General features: G+C 61.1%; 8 protein-coding genes. 4 read left to right on the top strand and 4 right to left on the bottom strand.

Going from position 1 to position 15,306, the window contains the following annotated elements; genetic code table 11:
• Positions 1-180 precede the first annotated feature (180 nt).
• From zapE to lpdA, 4 genes are all read left to right on the top strand, one after another.
• Positions 181-1,392: a cell division protein ZapE gene (gene zapE / locus IFJ82_RS00175; protein WP_075624799.1), complete on the top strand. Its 1,212-nt coding sequence runs from the start codon at positions 181-183 to the stop codon at positions 1,390-1,392.
• 380 nt (positions 1,393-1,772) lie between these two features.
• Positions 1,773-4,637: a 2-oxoglutarate dehydrogenase E1 component gene (locus IFJ82_RS00170; RefSeq protein ID WP_075595141.1), complete on the top strand. Its 2,865-nt coding sequence runs from the start codon at positions 1,773-1,775 to the stop codon at positions 4,635-4,637.
• 287 nt (positions 4,638-4,924) lie between these two features.
• Positions 4,925-6,175 carry a 2-oxoglutarate dehydrogenase complex dihydrolipoyllysine-residue succinyltransferase gene (gene odhB / locus IFJ82_RS00165; protein ID WP_192265189.1) on the top strand — a complete coding sequence of 417 codons (1,251 nt, stop codon included), beginning with the start codon at positions 4,925-4,927 and terminating at the stop codon, positions 6,173-6,175.
• 73 nt (positions 6,176-6,248) lie between these two features.
• Entirely contained in the window at positions 6,249-8,006 is a 1,758-nt protein-coding gene (lpdA, locus tag IFJ82_RS00160; protein ID WP_075632459.1) for a dihydrolipoyl dehydrogenase, read from the top strand.
• Positions 8,007-8,637: 631 nt separating this feature from the next.
• Here lpdA and IFJ82_RS00155 read toward each other — a convergent pair.
• From IFJ82_RS00155 to feoB, 4 genes are all read right to left on the bottom strand, one after another.
• Positions 8,638-10,365 (bottom strand): putative bifunctional diguanylate cyclase/phosphodiesterase, encoded by a 1,728-nt coding sequence (locus IFJ82_RS00155; protein ID WP_048858875.1) that lies wholly within the window; start codon positions 10,363-10,365, stop codon positions 8,638-8,640.
• Positions 10,366-10,412: 47 nt separating this feature from the next.
• Positions 10,413-12,635, bottom strand: coding sequence for an EAL domain-containing protein (locus IFJ82_RS00150; RefSeq protein WP_003617106.1), 2,223 nt, complete (start codon positions 12,633-12,635; stop codon positions 10,413-10,415).
• Positions 12,636-13,186: 551 nt separating this feature from the next.
• Complete coding sequence (locus IFJ82_RS00145; protein ID WP_192265187.1) at positions 13,187-13,450, bottom strand: DUF6587 family protein; 264 nt, start codon at positions 13,448-13,450, stop codon at positions 13,187-13,189.
• Positions 13,451-13,459: 9 nt separating this feature from the next.
• The gene (gene feoB / locus IFJ82_RS00140; protein WP_225578814.1) at positions 13,460-15,304 is read right to left on the bottom strand and encodes a ferrous iron transporter B; all 1,845 of its coding nucleotides are present in this window, start codon (positions 15,302-15,304) and stop codon (positions 13,460-13,462) included.
• Positions 15,305-15,306 lie beyond the last annotated feature (2 nt).

The raw sequence follows: 15,306 nt of genomic DNA, 5'->3' as shown, positions 1-15,306 counted from the left end.
GGGGTGGGGCGGAGGTGATGCATGGTGTCTGATGAACGTTGCGCGGCCGGGATGGGTCCATCACAAATGCTCCATTTCCCCGCCTTTGTGTTCACCAGATGGAGAGAACGCCCCTAACGGCCATATATGGCGGTTTCGTGCCCTTGCCCATGCGGCGGGGAGGGATTATCGGCGTTGGGTATGGACACCGAAATTCGCACCGCCTCCGCCCCCCCACAGCCGGTTCCGCAAGACGGTGCCGGCCCCTTTGCGACCTATGAGGCCCGCGTGGCTTCGGGGAAGCTTGACCGCGACCCGGAGCAGGAAAAGGCGGCCCGTCGCCTTGACCGGCTCTGGCGCGAACTGCGTGATTACCACCCGATGGTCATGCAGCGTCAGGCCACCGCGCGGCATGGCCTGTTCGGGGGGCTGCGCGCGCGCCTCGGGCTTGGTGGACGTGGCGCACAGGCCGCTCCCTCCCGCCCGCGTGGCGTTTACATGGTCGGGCAGGTCGGGCGCGGCAAGACGATGCTGATGGACCTGTTCTTTGACCTCGCCCCGGTGGAGCATAAGCGCAGGGTGCATTTCCACCGTTTCATGCAGGACGTGCACCAGCGCATCCATGACATGAAGGTGGCGGACCCCGCCCTGTCCGACCCGATCCCGCCGCTGGCCCGACAGATCGCGCAGGAAGCGTGGTTGCTGTGCTTTGACGAATTCCAGGTCAACGACATTGCCGATGCGATGATCCTTGGCCGTCTGTTCGATTTCCTGTTCGCTGACGGGGTGGTGGTGGTCGCGACGTCGAACACCAAGCCCGAGGACCTGTTTCAGGACCGCCCCGGCGCGGATGCGTTCAAACCCTTCATCGACATCATCATGCGTGAGGTTGATACCGTCATCCTCGATTCCCCGCGTGATTACCGTCGGGGCTGCGTGCGCGGCATGCGTACATGGATCGTGCCCGCCGATGCGGCGGCGAAGGCGGAACTCGACACCATCTTCACCCACCTGGCCGCTGGCGCGCCGGTACAGGCGGTTGACCTTGACATCATGGGCCGCACCCTGCGGGTCGAACGCGCGGCGGGGCCGGTCGCGCGCTTTACATTTTCCGAACTGTGCGGGCGGTTCCTCGGGGCGGGGGATTACCTTGCGCTTGCGACGCGCTTTGCCAGCCTCGTCATCGACGATGTGCCGCGTATGGGACCGGATAATTTTGACGAGGCCCGACGCTTCATCGTCCTGATCGACGCGTTGTACGAACAGAACGTCAAGCTGTTCGCCTCCGCCGGGGACCAGCCCGATTCCCTGTATGAACGCGGGCAGGGGGCGACGGCGTTCGAACGCACTGCATCGCGTCTTGAGGAGATGCAAAGCGCATCCTACGCCCAGTTGCCCCACCTGTCGGCATAGCTGTTGTGACAACGCCGCGCCCCCTGTGCGCAGGGTCACGCCATCGTGACGCCCATGGCGTGGCTGTGACTGGTGCGGCGGTAGGCAAAGGGGCCGGTCTTTGCTTGGGTAGTCGAGGAAGTTCCCAGGGTCGGAATTGTGCCACGCAGGGCGGTATTTTCATCGCGTTTTCCCCGTTTGCGGGGGGTGCATACGAAAATGTCAGCATGCGTCCACAGCAATCCTGACCTTGATGAATGATGGCGGTACCCATGGCCGGGTGCCGTTAGGGTAAGGGCCATAAGCCGGCCTGCGGGCAGGGGCCATCACATGGCGCCATGGATGCGGGACCGGACAAATAACGCGGCCGACAAGGTCGTCAGTGAGGAGATGTCTTCAAGATGGCGGGCGTAGATATTCTTTCGACCGCATTCAGCGGCGCCAATACGGCCTATCTGGCCGAGTTGTATGCACGCTGGGCGGTGGACCCCAAAAGTGTCGATCCCTCTTTCGCGTCCCTGTTCGCCGAAATGGATGAACAGAGCACGGAAATCGAGCACGATGCCGAAGGCGCGTCGTGGGCGCCACGCGCACCCATGATCACCGGCGAGGAAAGCGTGGCCGCCCCGGCGGGTGGCACGGTTTCCGCCGAAAGCCTGCATGCGGCGGCGGATGACAGTCTGCGTGCGACGCAACTGATCCGGGCGTATCGTGTGCGCGGCCATCTCGAGGCGCGGCTGGACCCGCTGGGGCTGCAGGTGCCCAAGCCCCATGCCGACCTTGATCCCGCGACCTATGGCTTTGGCCCTAATGACCGTGACCGTCCGATCTATCTTGGCCGCATCGTCGCCAGCCTGATCGGGTCGGAAACCGCGACCATCAATCAGGTGCTCGATGCATTGCGCGCGGTCTATTGTGGTCCGATCGGCATGGAATACATGCATATCCAGGATCCCGAACAGCGGATGTGGGTGCAGGCCCGCCTTGAGGGCGACAACTGGCGGCAGGGCGCCAGCGCGCAGGAAAAGAAGGTCATCCTTGAACACCTGACACAGGCCGAAGGTTTCGAATCTTTCTGTCAGAAACGCTATGTCGGCACCAAGCGCTTCGGGCTTGAGGGCGAGGACGTCACCATCCCCGCGCTGCATGCCCTGATTGATCAGGCCGCAAGCGGTGGCGTGCGTTCGGTTGCGATCGGCATGCCGCATCGCGGGCGCCTCAACACGCTCGTCAACATCGTGCGCAAGCCCTATACCGCGATCTTCAGCGAATTCGCCGGTGCATCGTTCAAGCCGGACGACGTGCAGGGGTCGGGCGATGTGAAATACCATCTCGGCACCTCCACCGATGTGGAGATCGCGGGCACGCCGGTCCATATCTCGCTCCAGCCCAACCCCTCGCACCTTGAAGCGGTCGATCCCGTGGTGATCGGCAAGGTGCGGGCGACGCAGGACGATGACGACCCGCACCAGCGTGGCCGCCATATGGGCATCCTGCTGCATGGCGATGCGGCATTCGCGGGGCAGGGGATCGTTTACGAAACTCTGGCGATGTCGCAGTTGATCGGATACCGCACTGGCGGCACCGTGCATGTTGTGGTCAACAACCAGATCGGCTTTACCACCGTTTCGATCCACGCGTTTTCCGGGCTTTACTGCACGGACATCGCCAAGGCGGTGCAGGCCCCGATCTTCCACGTCAACGGGGACGAGCCCGAGGCCGTTGTCTACTGCGCGCGCCTTGCCGCAGAATTCCGCCAGAAATTCGCCTCCGACGTTGTTATCGACATCGTGGGGTATCGCCGTCACGGCCATAATGAATCGGACGAGCCGTCCTTTACGCAGCCGATCATGTACAAGGCCATTGCGGCGCGCCCGACCATCCGCACCCTGTATTCCGAACGCCTGGTGCGCGAAGGCGTGCTGAGCGAGGCGGAGGTCGAGGGCGAATGGAATGCATTCCATGAAAAGCTCGAAGCGGCGTACCAGGCGGCGCAGGGCTATAAGCCGAACAAGGCCGACTGGCTGGAAGGCGCGTGGCAGGGGCTGAAGCCGCCGCCGGTCGATGCGGTCGTGACCATGCCCAAGACGGGTATCGCCATTGACCGGTTGCGCGAAATTGGCGCGGCCCTGTCCAAGGTGCCTGACGATTTCACCGCCAATCCCAAGATCATCCGCCAGCTTAAGGCCAAGGCGAAGATGTTCGAGACGGGCGAGGGAATCGACTGGGCCACGGGCGAGGCGCTGGGCTTTGGCGCGCTGCTTCAGGACAAGCATCATGTCCGCCTGTCGGGCGAGGACTGTCAGCGCGGCACCTTCAGCCAGCGCCATGCCGTCCTGATCGACCAGGTGAACCAGAACACCTATGTGCCGCTGAACAACATCAACACCCAGCAGGCGCATATCGAGATCTATAACTCGCTGCTGTCGGAATTCGGGGTGCTGGGCTTCGAATACGGCTATTCGCTGGCCGATCCGAATGCGCTGGTCCTGTGGGAAGCGCAGTTTGGTGACTTCGCCAACGGCGCACAGGTCATCATCGACCAGTTCATTGCCTCGGGCGAGACGAAGTGGCTGCGTATGTCCGGCCTCGTGATGCTGCTGCCGCATGGGTATGAGGGACAGGGGCCGGAACATTCCTCCGCCCGTCTGGAACGTTATCTGCAGCTCTGCGCCGAAGATAACCTGCGTGTGTGTAACCTGACCACGCCCGCCAACTACTATCACGCGCTGCGTCGGCAGTTGTTCCTTGATTACCGCAAGCCGCTGATCATCATGACGCCAAAGTCGCTGTTGCGGAACAAGCTGGCGGTTTCTGACCTGAAGGATTTCGGGCCGGAGACGACCTTCCTGCCGGTGATCGGGGAAATAGATCCCATCACCGATCCCAAGAAGGTGGAGCGTGTCGTGATCTGTTCTGGCAAGGTCTATTACGACCTGTTGACCGAACGGCGGGAACGCAAGCTCGATACCGTTGCGATCGTGCGGCTGGAACAGTTCTATCCGTTCCCGGCGAAGCTGCTGGGCGACGAACTGTCACGCTATCCCGGCGCGAAGGTCATCTGGTGCCAGGAAGAACCTGCCAACATGGGTGGCTGGGACTTTGTGGATCGCCGGATCGAGGGCGTCCTGGGCAGCATCAAGCACAAGAGCCCGCGTCCCGAGTATGTGGGCCGTATCGCCGCCGCCAGCCCGGCAACGGGTCTTGCGAAGGTGCATCTTGCGGAGCAGGCCGCGCTGGTCAACAAGGCGCTCGGCGTTGCGTAACAGGGCAGGCGGCGGGATGCATGCCCGTCGCCGCCCGGTCATTTCGCCATGCGCCGTTGCATGGATATCGCCCATGAGGCTGCCCATGGACGCAGCCCATGGACATTGCGGCATGTGGCATTGAACAGGGTCCGGTCCGTCATGGCGGCCGGGCAGGGTTAACAGGCCGGATGGTGGTCGTGCCGCCATATGAACAAGGCCTGAGGTCAGGAACTGTCACGCTGTCCCGTCACGCGCGCGGATAACCGCGATACGGGGTGGGACGGCAAAGGGATTGGAAAATAGGAATGTCTGCCGAGATCAAGGTGCCGACGCTGGGTGAAAGCGTAACTACCGCAACCGTTGCAAAGTGGCTGAAGCAGCCCGGTGATACCGTGTCCGCCGATGACCCGGTGGCCGAACTGGAAACCGACAAGGTCAGCGTGGAAGTCCCCGCGCCGCAGGCCGGTGTGCTGGGTCCGCTGCTGGTGGCCGAAGGGGCGGAGGTCGAGGTCGGCACCGTCCTGTCCACGGTCGAGGCCGGCACGGGCAAGCCCGCCGCCCCCGTGGCGAAGCCCGCCCCGGCACCTGCCGCCGGCGTGCAGGCCCAGCCGCTGAGCACCGGTCCCGTCGCGCGTCCCGCGACGCCTGCGTCCGATGTCGCCGCGCAGGGCGCAGCCCATGCGCCGTTCCCCGCCGCGCAGAAAGCCATGACCGAACAGGGCGTGTCCGCAGCACAGGTCGGCACCGGTTCCGGCAAGGATGGACGTATCACGAAGGGTGACGTGCAGGCATTCCTTGCACAGCCCCGCGCGGCAACCCCGGCTGCCGCCCCGCGTCCGCCGCGCCAGGACGACCCGCGTGAGGAACGCGTGAAGATGACGCGCCTGCGCCGCACCATTGCGCGCCGCCTCAAGGATGCGCAGAACACGGCCGCCCTGCTGACCACTTTCAACGAGGTGGACATGTCGGCAGTCAAGGCGATGCGCGCCGAATACAAGGATGCGTTCGCCAAGAGGCATAACGGCGCAAAGCTGGGCTTCATGTCGATCTTCAGCCGCGCAGTCATTGCCGCATTGCAGGAATTCCCCGCGATCAACGCCGAAATTGACGGCGATGACGTGATCTATCGTGAATTCGTCAATCTTGGCATCGCGGTGGGCGGTCCCAACGGGCTGGTGGTGCCGGTGATCCGTGACGCCGACCAGAAGAACTTTGCCGAAATCGAAAATGCGATCGCAGGCTTTGGCAAGAAAGCACGCGAAGGCACGCTGAAGATTGATGAACTGTCGGGTGGCACGTTCTCCATCACCAATGGCGGCATCTATGGCTCCCTGATGTCCACCCCCATCATCAATGCGCCGCAGTCGGCCATTCTGGGCATGCATTCCATCCAGGATCGTCCCGTGGCCGTGGACGGGCAGGTCGTGATCCGTCCGATGATGTATATCGCGCTGACCTATGACCACCGCATCGTCGATGGTAAGGAAGCCGTCAGCTTCCTCGTCCGGGTCAAGCAGAACGTGGAAGATCCGCGTCGTCTGCTGCTGCAGGTCTGATGCGGCGGGCGGGGGGCCGATCCATGGCCTTCCCGCCTGATCCTCCACGATACCGCAAGCAGGACAGAATAGAATGACCATTGAAATCAAGGTTCCGACGCTGGGTGAAAGCGTCACCACCGCCACGATCGGCAAATGGCTGAAGCAGCCGGGCGAGACGGTTTCTGCCGATGACCCGATTGTGGAGCTGGAAACGGACAAGGTCAGTGTCGAAGTCCCGGCCCCGCAGGCTGGTGTGCTTGGCGCGCACAAGGTGGCCGAAGGTGATGAAGTCGAGGTCGGTGCGATCCTGACCACGCTGGAGGCCGGTGGCGCCGCTGCCGCGGCAAAGCCTGCCGCCCCCGCCAAGGCCGCTGCACCCGCGGCTGCCCCTGTTTCGGCCCCTGCTGCCTCCGCCCCTGTTGCCTCTACCCCGGCGGCCCCCGTTGCGGCCCCGCCGGCAGAGACGGATTACGATGTCATCGTGATCGGTGCTGGTCCCGGCGGTTATGTCTGCGCCATCCGCGCGGCACAGCTTGGCTTCAAGGTGGCCTGCGTCGAAAAGCGCGCGACCCTTGGGGGCACCTGCCTCAATGTCGGGTGTATCCCGTCCAAGGCGTTGTTGCAGCAGTCCGAGAATTTCCATGCTGCCAAGGATGAATATGCCGACATGGGCATCATCATCGACAGTGTGAAGCTTGACCTCAACCGCATGATGGCGCGCAAGCAGTCGGTGGTGGACGCCAACGTCAAGGGTGTCGAGTTCCTGTTCAAGAAGAACAAGGTCACCTGGCTGAAGGGTGAAGGCCGCGTCGAGGGCACCGGTCGCATCACCGTCAATGGCAAGCCCGTGACGGCGAAGCACATCATCATCGCCAGCGGCAGCGACAGCGCAGTACTGCCGGGTGTCGATGTCGATGAAAAGCAGATCGTGACTTCGACCGGCGCACTCGAACTGTCCGCCGTGCCGAAGAAGATGGTGGTGATCGGTGGTGGTGTAATCGGCCTCGAACTCGGCAGTGTATGGCATCGCCTGGGGGCCGAGGTGACGGTGATTGAATATCTCGACCGTCTGGTGCCGGGCACGGATAATGAAATCGCCAAGCAGTTCCAGCGTATCCTGACCAAGCAGGGGCTGGAAATGAAGCTGGGTCACAAGGTGACCAAGGCCGTCAAGGGACCAAAGGGCGTGACCCTGACGGTGGAACCGTCGGCAGGTGGCACGGCGGAGACGATCGACGCCGACATCGTGCTGGTGGCGATCGGGCGTTCTGCGGCCAGCAAGAACATGGGCCTGGAAGAAGCGGGGATTGCGCTGGACAAGCGTGGCCGCATCGTGACCGATGCCCATTATGCGACGAACGTACCGGGTATCTATGCCATTGGTGACGTGATTGCAGGCCCGATGCTGGCGCACAAGGCCGAAGAGGAAGGTGTCGCCATTGCGGAACTTCTGGCCGGTCAGGCCGGGCACGTCAATTACGGCGCCATTCCCGCCGTTGTCTATACATGGCCGGAAGTCGCGACCGTGGGCAAGACCGAGGAAGTGTTGAAGGAAGAAGGCGTCGCCTACAAGGTTGGCAAATTCCCCTTCACCGCCAATGGTCGTGCGCGTGCGATCGGGATGACCGATGGGTTCGTCAAGGTTCTGGCTGACGCCAAGACGGATGCGGTGCTTGGTGTGCATATCATTGGCCCGATGGCGGGCGAACTGATTGCCGAATGCACCATGGCGATCGAATTCGGGGCATCGTCCGAAGATATCGCCCGCACCTGCCATGCGCATCCCACACTGAGCGAAGCCGTGAAGGAAGCCGCTCTGGACGTGGACAAGCGTGCCATTCACATCTGAACCGCCGTTCGGGGTGGGGCGTTATGTCCCACCCCATCAGAATGTTGGGTCACGTAAAAAGCCTTTCGCACGGTCTGGGGCATCCCGTCCGCGTGGAAGGCTTTTTTCGATAAGACGTTGTTTGAAAATTCGTAATAATACCGCACTGAAATCATGAAGCTTCCTGGTAGAGATTTTCCGAAGATTACAGTAGCGTCTGAAATTTCCCATTCCTTATGGATTGCCTGAAAACAAATCATTGATAAAAAACAGGAAAAGTTTTTGGGTGCCGCCTTTTTTCAAAAAGGCGGCGTCTTCTGAAGCTTTTTAGAAAAAGCTTCACCAAAAACCTTTATAATTTCAGGATATTATTGAGCCTGACTGTTTCAAACAGTGCCTAACAGGGCTGTCGGATGGGAATTTTTACGTAACAATATTGCTGGAATTATGGAAATCATAGAATTTCGAGACAGAAAACAGAAATATGTTTTCATGAGTGACGAATGATGTCCATTGTAACGCACAGCCCGACAACCTGCCCCAAACGCTTTTGGTAAAGTTGCTTTTGCAAATTTCGACAGATGGCGTCGCATATGTGCAAAAGCTGATAGCCAGAAAACAGCTTACTTTATCGGTCAGTTGTCTGGGGGGATCAGCCCAGATCATGCTCCCACGCATGTTCACGGGTGATTTTTACCAGGTCAGTGGCAGAAACCGCGCGCGAGATGAAAAAGCCCTGAATGTAATCCACGCCAAGCTCTGCCGCGATATCGAACTGCTTGCGCGTTTCCACCCCCTCGACCGTGACGGACAGGCCAAATCCGTGGCCCAGCTTGATGAGGGAGGCAAGGATATCGCGGTCCTGTTCGCGTGTGTCGATATAGCGCACGAGGCTGCGGTCGATTTTCAGTGACTTCAGCGGCAGGTTCTTCAGTGTGGACAGCCGCACGCTGCCATGGCCAAAATTGTCGAGCGCCAGACCAAACCCGTCTTCGGCCAGGGATTTAAGGCGCATCTGGCTTTTTTCAGCGCGTCGCCCCTGCAACATATGTTCCGTCACCTCCAGCATGAAGGTGTTGGGGTCCATCTTCAGGTGCTTGATCTCGCTCAGCAGGTCGACCTGCTGGTCAAGGCTGAGCAGGTCAAGGTGTGACAGGTTCACCGCCAGACGCAGGTTCGGCAGGCCCGCCTTTTTCCACATGGCGATGTCATCGTGAAATGACTGCACCAGATGGGTTTCCATTTCCTGCGCCAGCCCGGAATCGGCAAAAACATCGGTAAATGCCCCGGCCGACAGTAACCCGCGTTGCGGATGGTGCCAGCGCATCAGGGCCTCGGCCTGTTCAATCTGTCCGGTGTGGCAGTTCAGGATGGGCTGGTAATAAACCTCGAACTGGTTCTGTTTTACACCCGCGCGGGCTTCCTTCAGGATCTTGGCACGCTCCAGCGCGGTCTTGTGCAGGCTGGCGCTGAACATGCGCGCCTGCTTGCCCCCGGCCTGCTTGGCGGCATAAAGCGCCACGTCGGCATTTTTCTGCACATCTTCCAGCGTATCGGTTGCCGTCAGCGGCGTCGCCCCGATACTGCCAGAGACGCGCACGATGGCCGATTCCAGGTCGATCGGTTCCTCAAGCAGCGCCTGAAGCCGCGTCAGAAGGGTTTCGAGGGAATGTTCACGCAGGCTTTTGTGCAGGATGATCGCGAATTCGTCGCCACCCAATCGGCTTGTCGCTTCCTCTGACCCGACCAGTTCGACAATGCGGCGCCCGATCGTGCGCAACACGGTGTCACCCGCATGATGGCCGTGGATGTCGTTGATCTGCTTGAACCCATCCAGGTCGAACATCACCAGCACGCGTTCGTCCGTATCGCACTGCTTGCATTGCTCCAGTGTCGCGATCAGGCTGGCATTGAACCCGCCACGGTTCAGCAGCCCGGTCATCGTATCTGTTGCGGCCTGTATCTTCAGCCGTTCCTTGGTGTTCATCAGTTCGGTGATTTCGAACCGCGCGGCAACGAAACCGATGATGTTCCCATCCGAACCATGATGCGGGATGATCGTGGTCGCCACCCAGTAATGGCTGCCATCCTTGGTGCGGTTGCAGATGTTCCCGTGCCATGTCTGCCCCGAATAGATGGTGCGGTACATGTCGCGGAAAAAAGCGGGCGTATGCGTGCCGGAATTCAGGATTCGATGCGTCTGCCCCAGAAGTTCCGCAGCCGAGTACTGGCTGACGTCGCAGAACTTCTGGTTGACATAGGTTATGATGCCATTTCTGTCGGTAACGGCGACGATCAGGACATTATCGACGACATCAGCCCAGAAATCTGCATCTTCGTGTGTAAGGGCCCTGAGTCGGTCGTCGTGTCTGGCGGACATATAAAACCTCGGAACAAAGCGATACGCTGGAATGTTGCCTTAGACTTTTAATTCGGTTTGTTTTTTTCCGATACCGTCTTTGGTTTCTTTGTCGGGTCCGCCAGGTCCTTGATGGTGCGGCGCTGGCGCACCCACTGTTCCAGATCCTTTGGCGCCAGGGGCTTGGCGAACAGGTAGCCCTGCATCACGTCGCATTTCAGCTCTTCCAGAAGGCGGCGCTGCTGCTCGGTCTCCACCCCTTCGGTCACGACGGTCATGCCCAGGCGCGACCCGATGCCGATCACTGCCATGGTCACGGCCTGCGCATTGGTATCATGCTCGAAATCATTGATGAAGCTGCGGTCGATCTTGATTTCCGTCAGCGGCAGGCGCGTCAGGCGCGACAGCGAGGAATAGCCCGTGCCGAAATCGTCCATCGACAGGCCTGCCCCAAGGGTGCGGATGGCCTGCAGCACCTCTTCGGTGTCGCTGCTGCTGTCCATCATCACGCTTTCGGTGATTTCCACCGTCAGGCGGTCAGGCGTCAGGTTGAAATGGTCCAGCAGGTTGGAAATATATTCCGGCAGGGCGCGATTGCGGAAATGCACCGCCGACAGGTTCACCGCAACGGTGGGCACATGGATGCCATCCTTGTCCCACTGCACCATCTGGCGACAGGATTCCTGCAACGACCACCGGCCGATGGCCTCGATCTGTCCTGTTTCTTCCGCCACCGCGATAAAGCGCGAGGGGAAGATGTTGCCAAGGTGGGGATGATGCCACCGCGACAGGGCCTCCACCCCGCACAGTTCCAGCGTGTGGGTGCGCACCTGCGGCTGATAATGCAGGTTCAGCGCCCCGCGCGCCAGAGAGTCCCGCAGCGCGGAACCAAGCACCAGCCGGTCCTGCGCCACCTGATTCTTTTCAGAATTGGCAAAGCGGTAGGTCCCGCGTCCGTCGAGCTTGGATTGCCGCATCGCCACGTCGGCATTGCTGAGCAGGGATTCGCTGTCAGGACCGTTATCGGGGAAGGTGCTGATGCCGACACTGCACGAGATGGTCAGCGTGTTCTGCCCGATCTGCATCGGCTTTGCGATTGTGGAGATCAGCATTTCCGCGAACTTGATCGCATCGTCATTGCGGCAGTTGGGCACCGCCACCACGAATTCATCCCCGCCGGAGCGGCTGACGATATAATCGTCCTTTGCGATGGAGCGGATGCGATGCGCGATCTCGACCAGGAACTGATCGGCATAGACATGGCCCAGCGCATCGTTGATGTCGCGGAAGCGGTCGATGTCGAGCATGAAAATCGCGAAATGGTGGTTGCCTTCCTGCTTGGCGATCATGCCTTCGAGCACCTTGTGCACGGAGGAACGGTTGAGCAGGCCGGTCAGGGAGTCGAAGTTCGACAGGTGGGAGATGTGCTGCTTGGTCGCATTCTGTTCAAAGGCGAGGGCACAGAACGGGATGCACGAATCCACGATGCGCTGCGGCCATGAATTGCGGCGTGCGTCGTCGCGTGAATACAGCGCGAAAATGCCAGAGACCTCGCCCGTCTGGGTCTTGACCGGGGTGGAAAAGCACTGTTGCAGCCCAAGCGAAATCCCCAGCGAACGATAGCTGTCCCACACCAGACGGTTGGCCTGTGACGGGTCCACACGCAGCTTTTCCATGGCGGACGGGGAAAGCTGTACCGTTTCAAGGGCGGCACGGTACCGTTTGGGCAGGGTGGGGGACGACAGTACGCGCAACTGCCCGTCGGGCATGATCAGCATCAGGACCGCCACAGCCCCCGGCACGAATCCTTCGACACGGCGGCACAGCAGGTCGGCCACGTCCTGGATCAGCATGTCGCTGGCCAGTGCCTGAAGCACGTCGTTCTGCAGGATCAGGATCTTGCGCTGCTGGCTTTCGTTGGTGACGTTTTTCATCACCCCCATGTAGTAAATGCGGTCTTCGCCGGTCAGGACCTTGGAAAGCGACAGTTCCCCGCAGATATATTCCCCATCCGTCCGGGCGAACTCCACCTCGCGCGAGGTGCCGACGATCTTGCTGATGCCTGTGCGGCGGTTGGTGTCGATGAAGCTGTCATGGTCCGCGCGATGTTGCAGCGGGACAAGCGCACTGACATTCTTGCCGATCACGTTCTGCCGCGGAATCCCCCACAGGTTCTCGGCGGCCTTGTTGAAAAAGATGACGTTGTTTTTGTCATCAATAATTACTGTCGCATCAATGGCCTGCTCAAGTGCCGATAAAAGGACTTCAGCGCTTAGATGGGACTTGCTCATCATCAACCTCAGGGGGAGAAAGGAAAAAGGATCATAGGGCCTGCAGGTCCGAAAGTCATGCCTGATGGCCACGAAGGGGGGGGCGCGTGGTGTCGGGCGGGCTGTTATCGGTAATGCAGGGTGCCTGTCTGTTTCATCTTTGAAATAAATAAGAGGAACGACTGAGTAATTTTTCTGGAATAAAGATGCATTTACAGTCTATGTTTATGAAATAAGATAATAAAATTTCAACCGTTTCTATCAATTCGTACCATGATGTGCATAGGGATGTTTCCTGTAAAAAGACAAATAAATCTTATGCCACCCAACGATATTGGGTACAGGGCCGTGTCTTCTATGCGTCATGTCAGGGCCGATTGCGGTCCGAGCGTATCCAGCAAAGCCTAACGAAAGGTTAGAGGCCACCTGAAAAGGTAGCCTGTGAAATTTTGTATTAAATGCCGTGTGACATTGCCGGGGCGTTGCTGGTGCGGCGTCTGCTCCCGCAACCGTTGCAAGGCACCGGCATCCGGGGAATGGCGGCCCCCGTGGGGGGGATTGTCACAAATGGCTTATTTCTGTCTGGGTGTCTGTTTTGTGTCCGGTGGGCATGCGCGGCGTGTTTCGGCGCAGGCGCTGCATCCCCCACATCCCCCGCCGGTCCGTGGGATTGCGCGTTGCATCGCCAGATCACGCAGGTGCCGGGGCGCGCCCAGATGGCGCAGCGCGGTCGCGGTCATGCGCCATCCCGCCAGACGCACGCGTGGAAACAGGCGGCCCGTCCAGTACAGCGCGCATGCCATGACGACACCGGTGACAAGGAGTGATTGGATCACGTCCCGCCCTCAGAACAGCAGCGCAAGGCGGTAGGTCAGCAGTGCCGTCACATAGGCAAGGGCAAACAGATACCCCGCCGTGATGGCGACGATACGCCACGACGCAGTTTCACGCCGGATGACCGCAAGGGTCGCGACGCATTGCGGGGCATAGACATACCATGCCAGCAGCGACAGCGCGGTCGCGACACTCCAGTGCGCGGGCAGCAGGTGTCCCAGCATCGCGGCCTGGTCCGTATCGGCCCCTGCATCACCGATGGCATAGACGGTCGCAAGGGCCCCGACCGCGACCTCCCGTGCCGCAAGGCCGGGGATCAGGGCAACGCAGATCTGCCAGTTGAAACCAAGCGGCGCAAAGATGGGCAGCATGAGATGCCCGATCCGTCCAGCAAGGCTCCAGTCGATGGCGGGGCCGGTGGCGCCCGCCGGCGGTGCGGGAAAGCTGGAAAGCGCCCATAGCAGCACCGTCAGCGAGACGATGGTCGTGCCCACGCGTCGCAGGAAGATCCGCGCCCGTTCGGTCAGCCCCAGCAGCAGGTCACGCGGGTTGGGCAGGCGATAGGCCGGAAGTTCCATCAGCAACGCCGCCTCCTGCCCGCGGCCGCCGCGTCGCGCGATGCGCGCGACAAGCAGGGCGGAGAGGATACCCGCCGCATATAGCCCGAACAGAACCAGCCCCTGCATGTTGAGGACGCCCCACACTGCGCGCTGGGGCACGAATGCCCCGATCAGCAGCGTATAGACCGGCAGCCGTGCCGAACATGTCATCAGCGGTGCGATCAGGATGGTGACCAACCGGTCGCGCGGGTTCTGGATGGTGCGTGTCGCCATGATGCCCGGCACCGCGCAGGCGAAGCTTGACAGCAAGGGAATGAAGGACCGCCCGCTCAGCCCCGCCAGCGACATGACCGGGTCCAGCAGGAAGGCCGCGCGCGGCAGGTATCCCGATTCCTCCAGCACCAGTATCCACAGGAACAGGATCAGGATCTGCGGCAGGAAGGTGACGACGCTGCCTGCGCCGGCGATGATGCCATTGACCAGCAGGCTGCGCAGTGCGCCATCGGGCATCAGGTGGCCCACCTGTTCGCCGATCCAGCCCATGCCGGCGTCGATCCCGTCCATCAGCGGTTGCGCCCAGGCAAAGACCGCCTGAAACATCACGAACAGCAGCACCGTCAGGATGACCGGTCCCCACACCGGGTGCAGCACCCAGCGGTCCAGACGGTCCTCAATCGCGCCGGACACCGGATGGGTGCGGGTGACACACTCCCCAAGGATACGCCGTACGATGGCATGCAGGTCCGTATCCGGGGGCAGGGGTGTCGGCGCGGGCGGCGGCGGCGCGTCAAGCTGCGCCAGCAGGTCGCGCGCGCCATTGCGCCGGATGCCCACGGTTGCGACCACCGGTGCGCCAAGTTCGGCCGCAAGGCGGGGCAGGTCGATGTCCATTCCCTTGCGCCGCGCGGCGTCGATCATGTTGAGCGCCAGCACCATGGGCCGGCCAAGCTGGCGCATTTCCAGGACGAAACGCAGGTGCAGCCGCAGGTTTGTCGCATCCGCCACACAGACCAGCAGGTCGGGTGGGGCCTCCCCGCGGTAGGTTCCGGCACAGATGTCGCGTGTTACCGCCTCGTCCGGGCTGGTGGCGACAAGGCTGTAGGCACCGGGCAGGTCCAGCACCTGTATGGCGTGCCCCTGTGGTGTGGTGAAGCGGCCTTCCTTGCGTTCCACCGTGGCGCCGGCATAATTGGCAACCTTCTGCCGACTGCCGGTCAGCAGGTTGAACAGGGCCGTCTTGCCACAGTTCGGGTTGCCCACCAGTGCGATGCGCAGGGCGCGGGTCGGGGGGATCATGT

The organism is Novacetimonas hansenii (assembly GCF_014843995.1).
Classification (GTDB): domain Bacteria; phylum Pseudomonadota; class Alphaproteobacteria; order Acetobacterales; family Acetobacteraceae; genus Novacetimonas; species Novacetimonas hansenii.
The sequence above is the reverse complement of the archived record's forward strand: the minus strand, read 5'-3'. Positions and strand labels throughout refer to the sequence as shown.

Bases quoted from the DNA above. Each gene is read 5' to 3' on its own strand.
- feoB (WP_225578814.1), bottom strand. From the start codon at position 15,304: ATGATCCCCCCGACCCGCGCCCTGCGCATCGCACTGGTGGGCAACCCG.
- lpdA (WP_075632459.1), top strand. From the start codon at position 6,249: ATGACCATTGAAATCAAGGTTCCGACGCTGGGTGAAAGCGTCACCACC.
- odhB (WP_192265189.1), top strand. From the start codon at position 4,925: ATGTCTGCCGAGATCAAGGTGCCGACGCTGGGTGAAAGCGTAACTACC.
- IFJ82_RS00170 (WP_075595141.1), top strand. From the start codon at position 1,773: ATGGCGGGCGTAGATATTCTTTCGACCGCATTCAGCGGCGCCAATACG.
- IFJ82_RS00150 (WP_003617106.1), bottom strand. From the start codon at position 12,635: ATGAGCAAGTCCCATCTAAGCGCTGAAGTCCTTTTATCGGCACTTGAG.
- IFJ82_RS00155 (WP_048858875.1), bottom strand. From the start codon at position 10,365: ATGTCCGCCAGACACGACGACCGACTCAGGGCCCTTACACACGAAGAT.
- zapE (WP_075624799.1), top strand. From the start codon at position 181: ATGGACACCGAAATTCGCACCGCCTCCGCCCCCCCACAGCCGGTTCCG.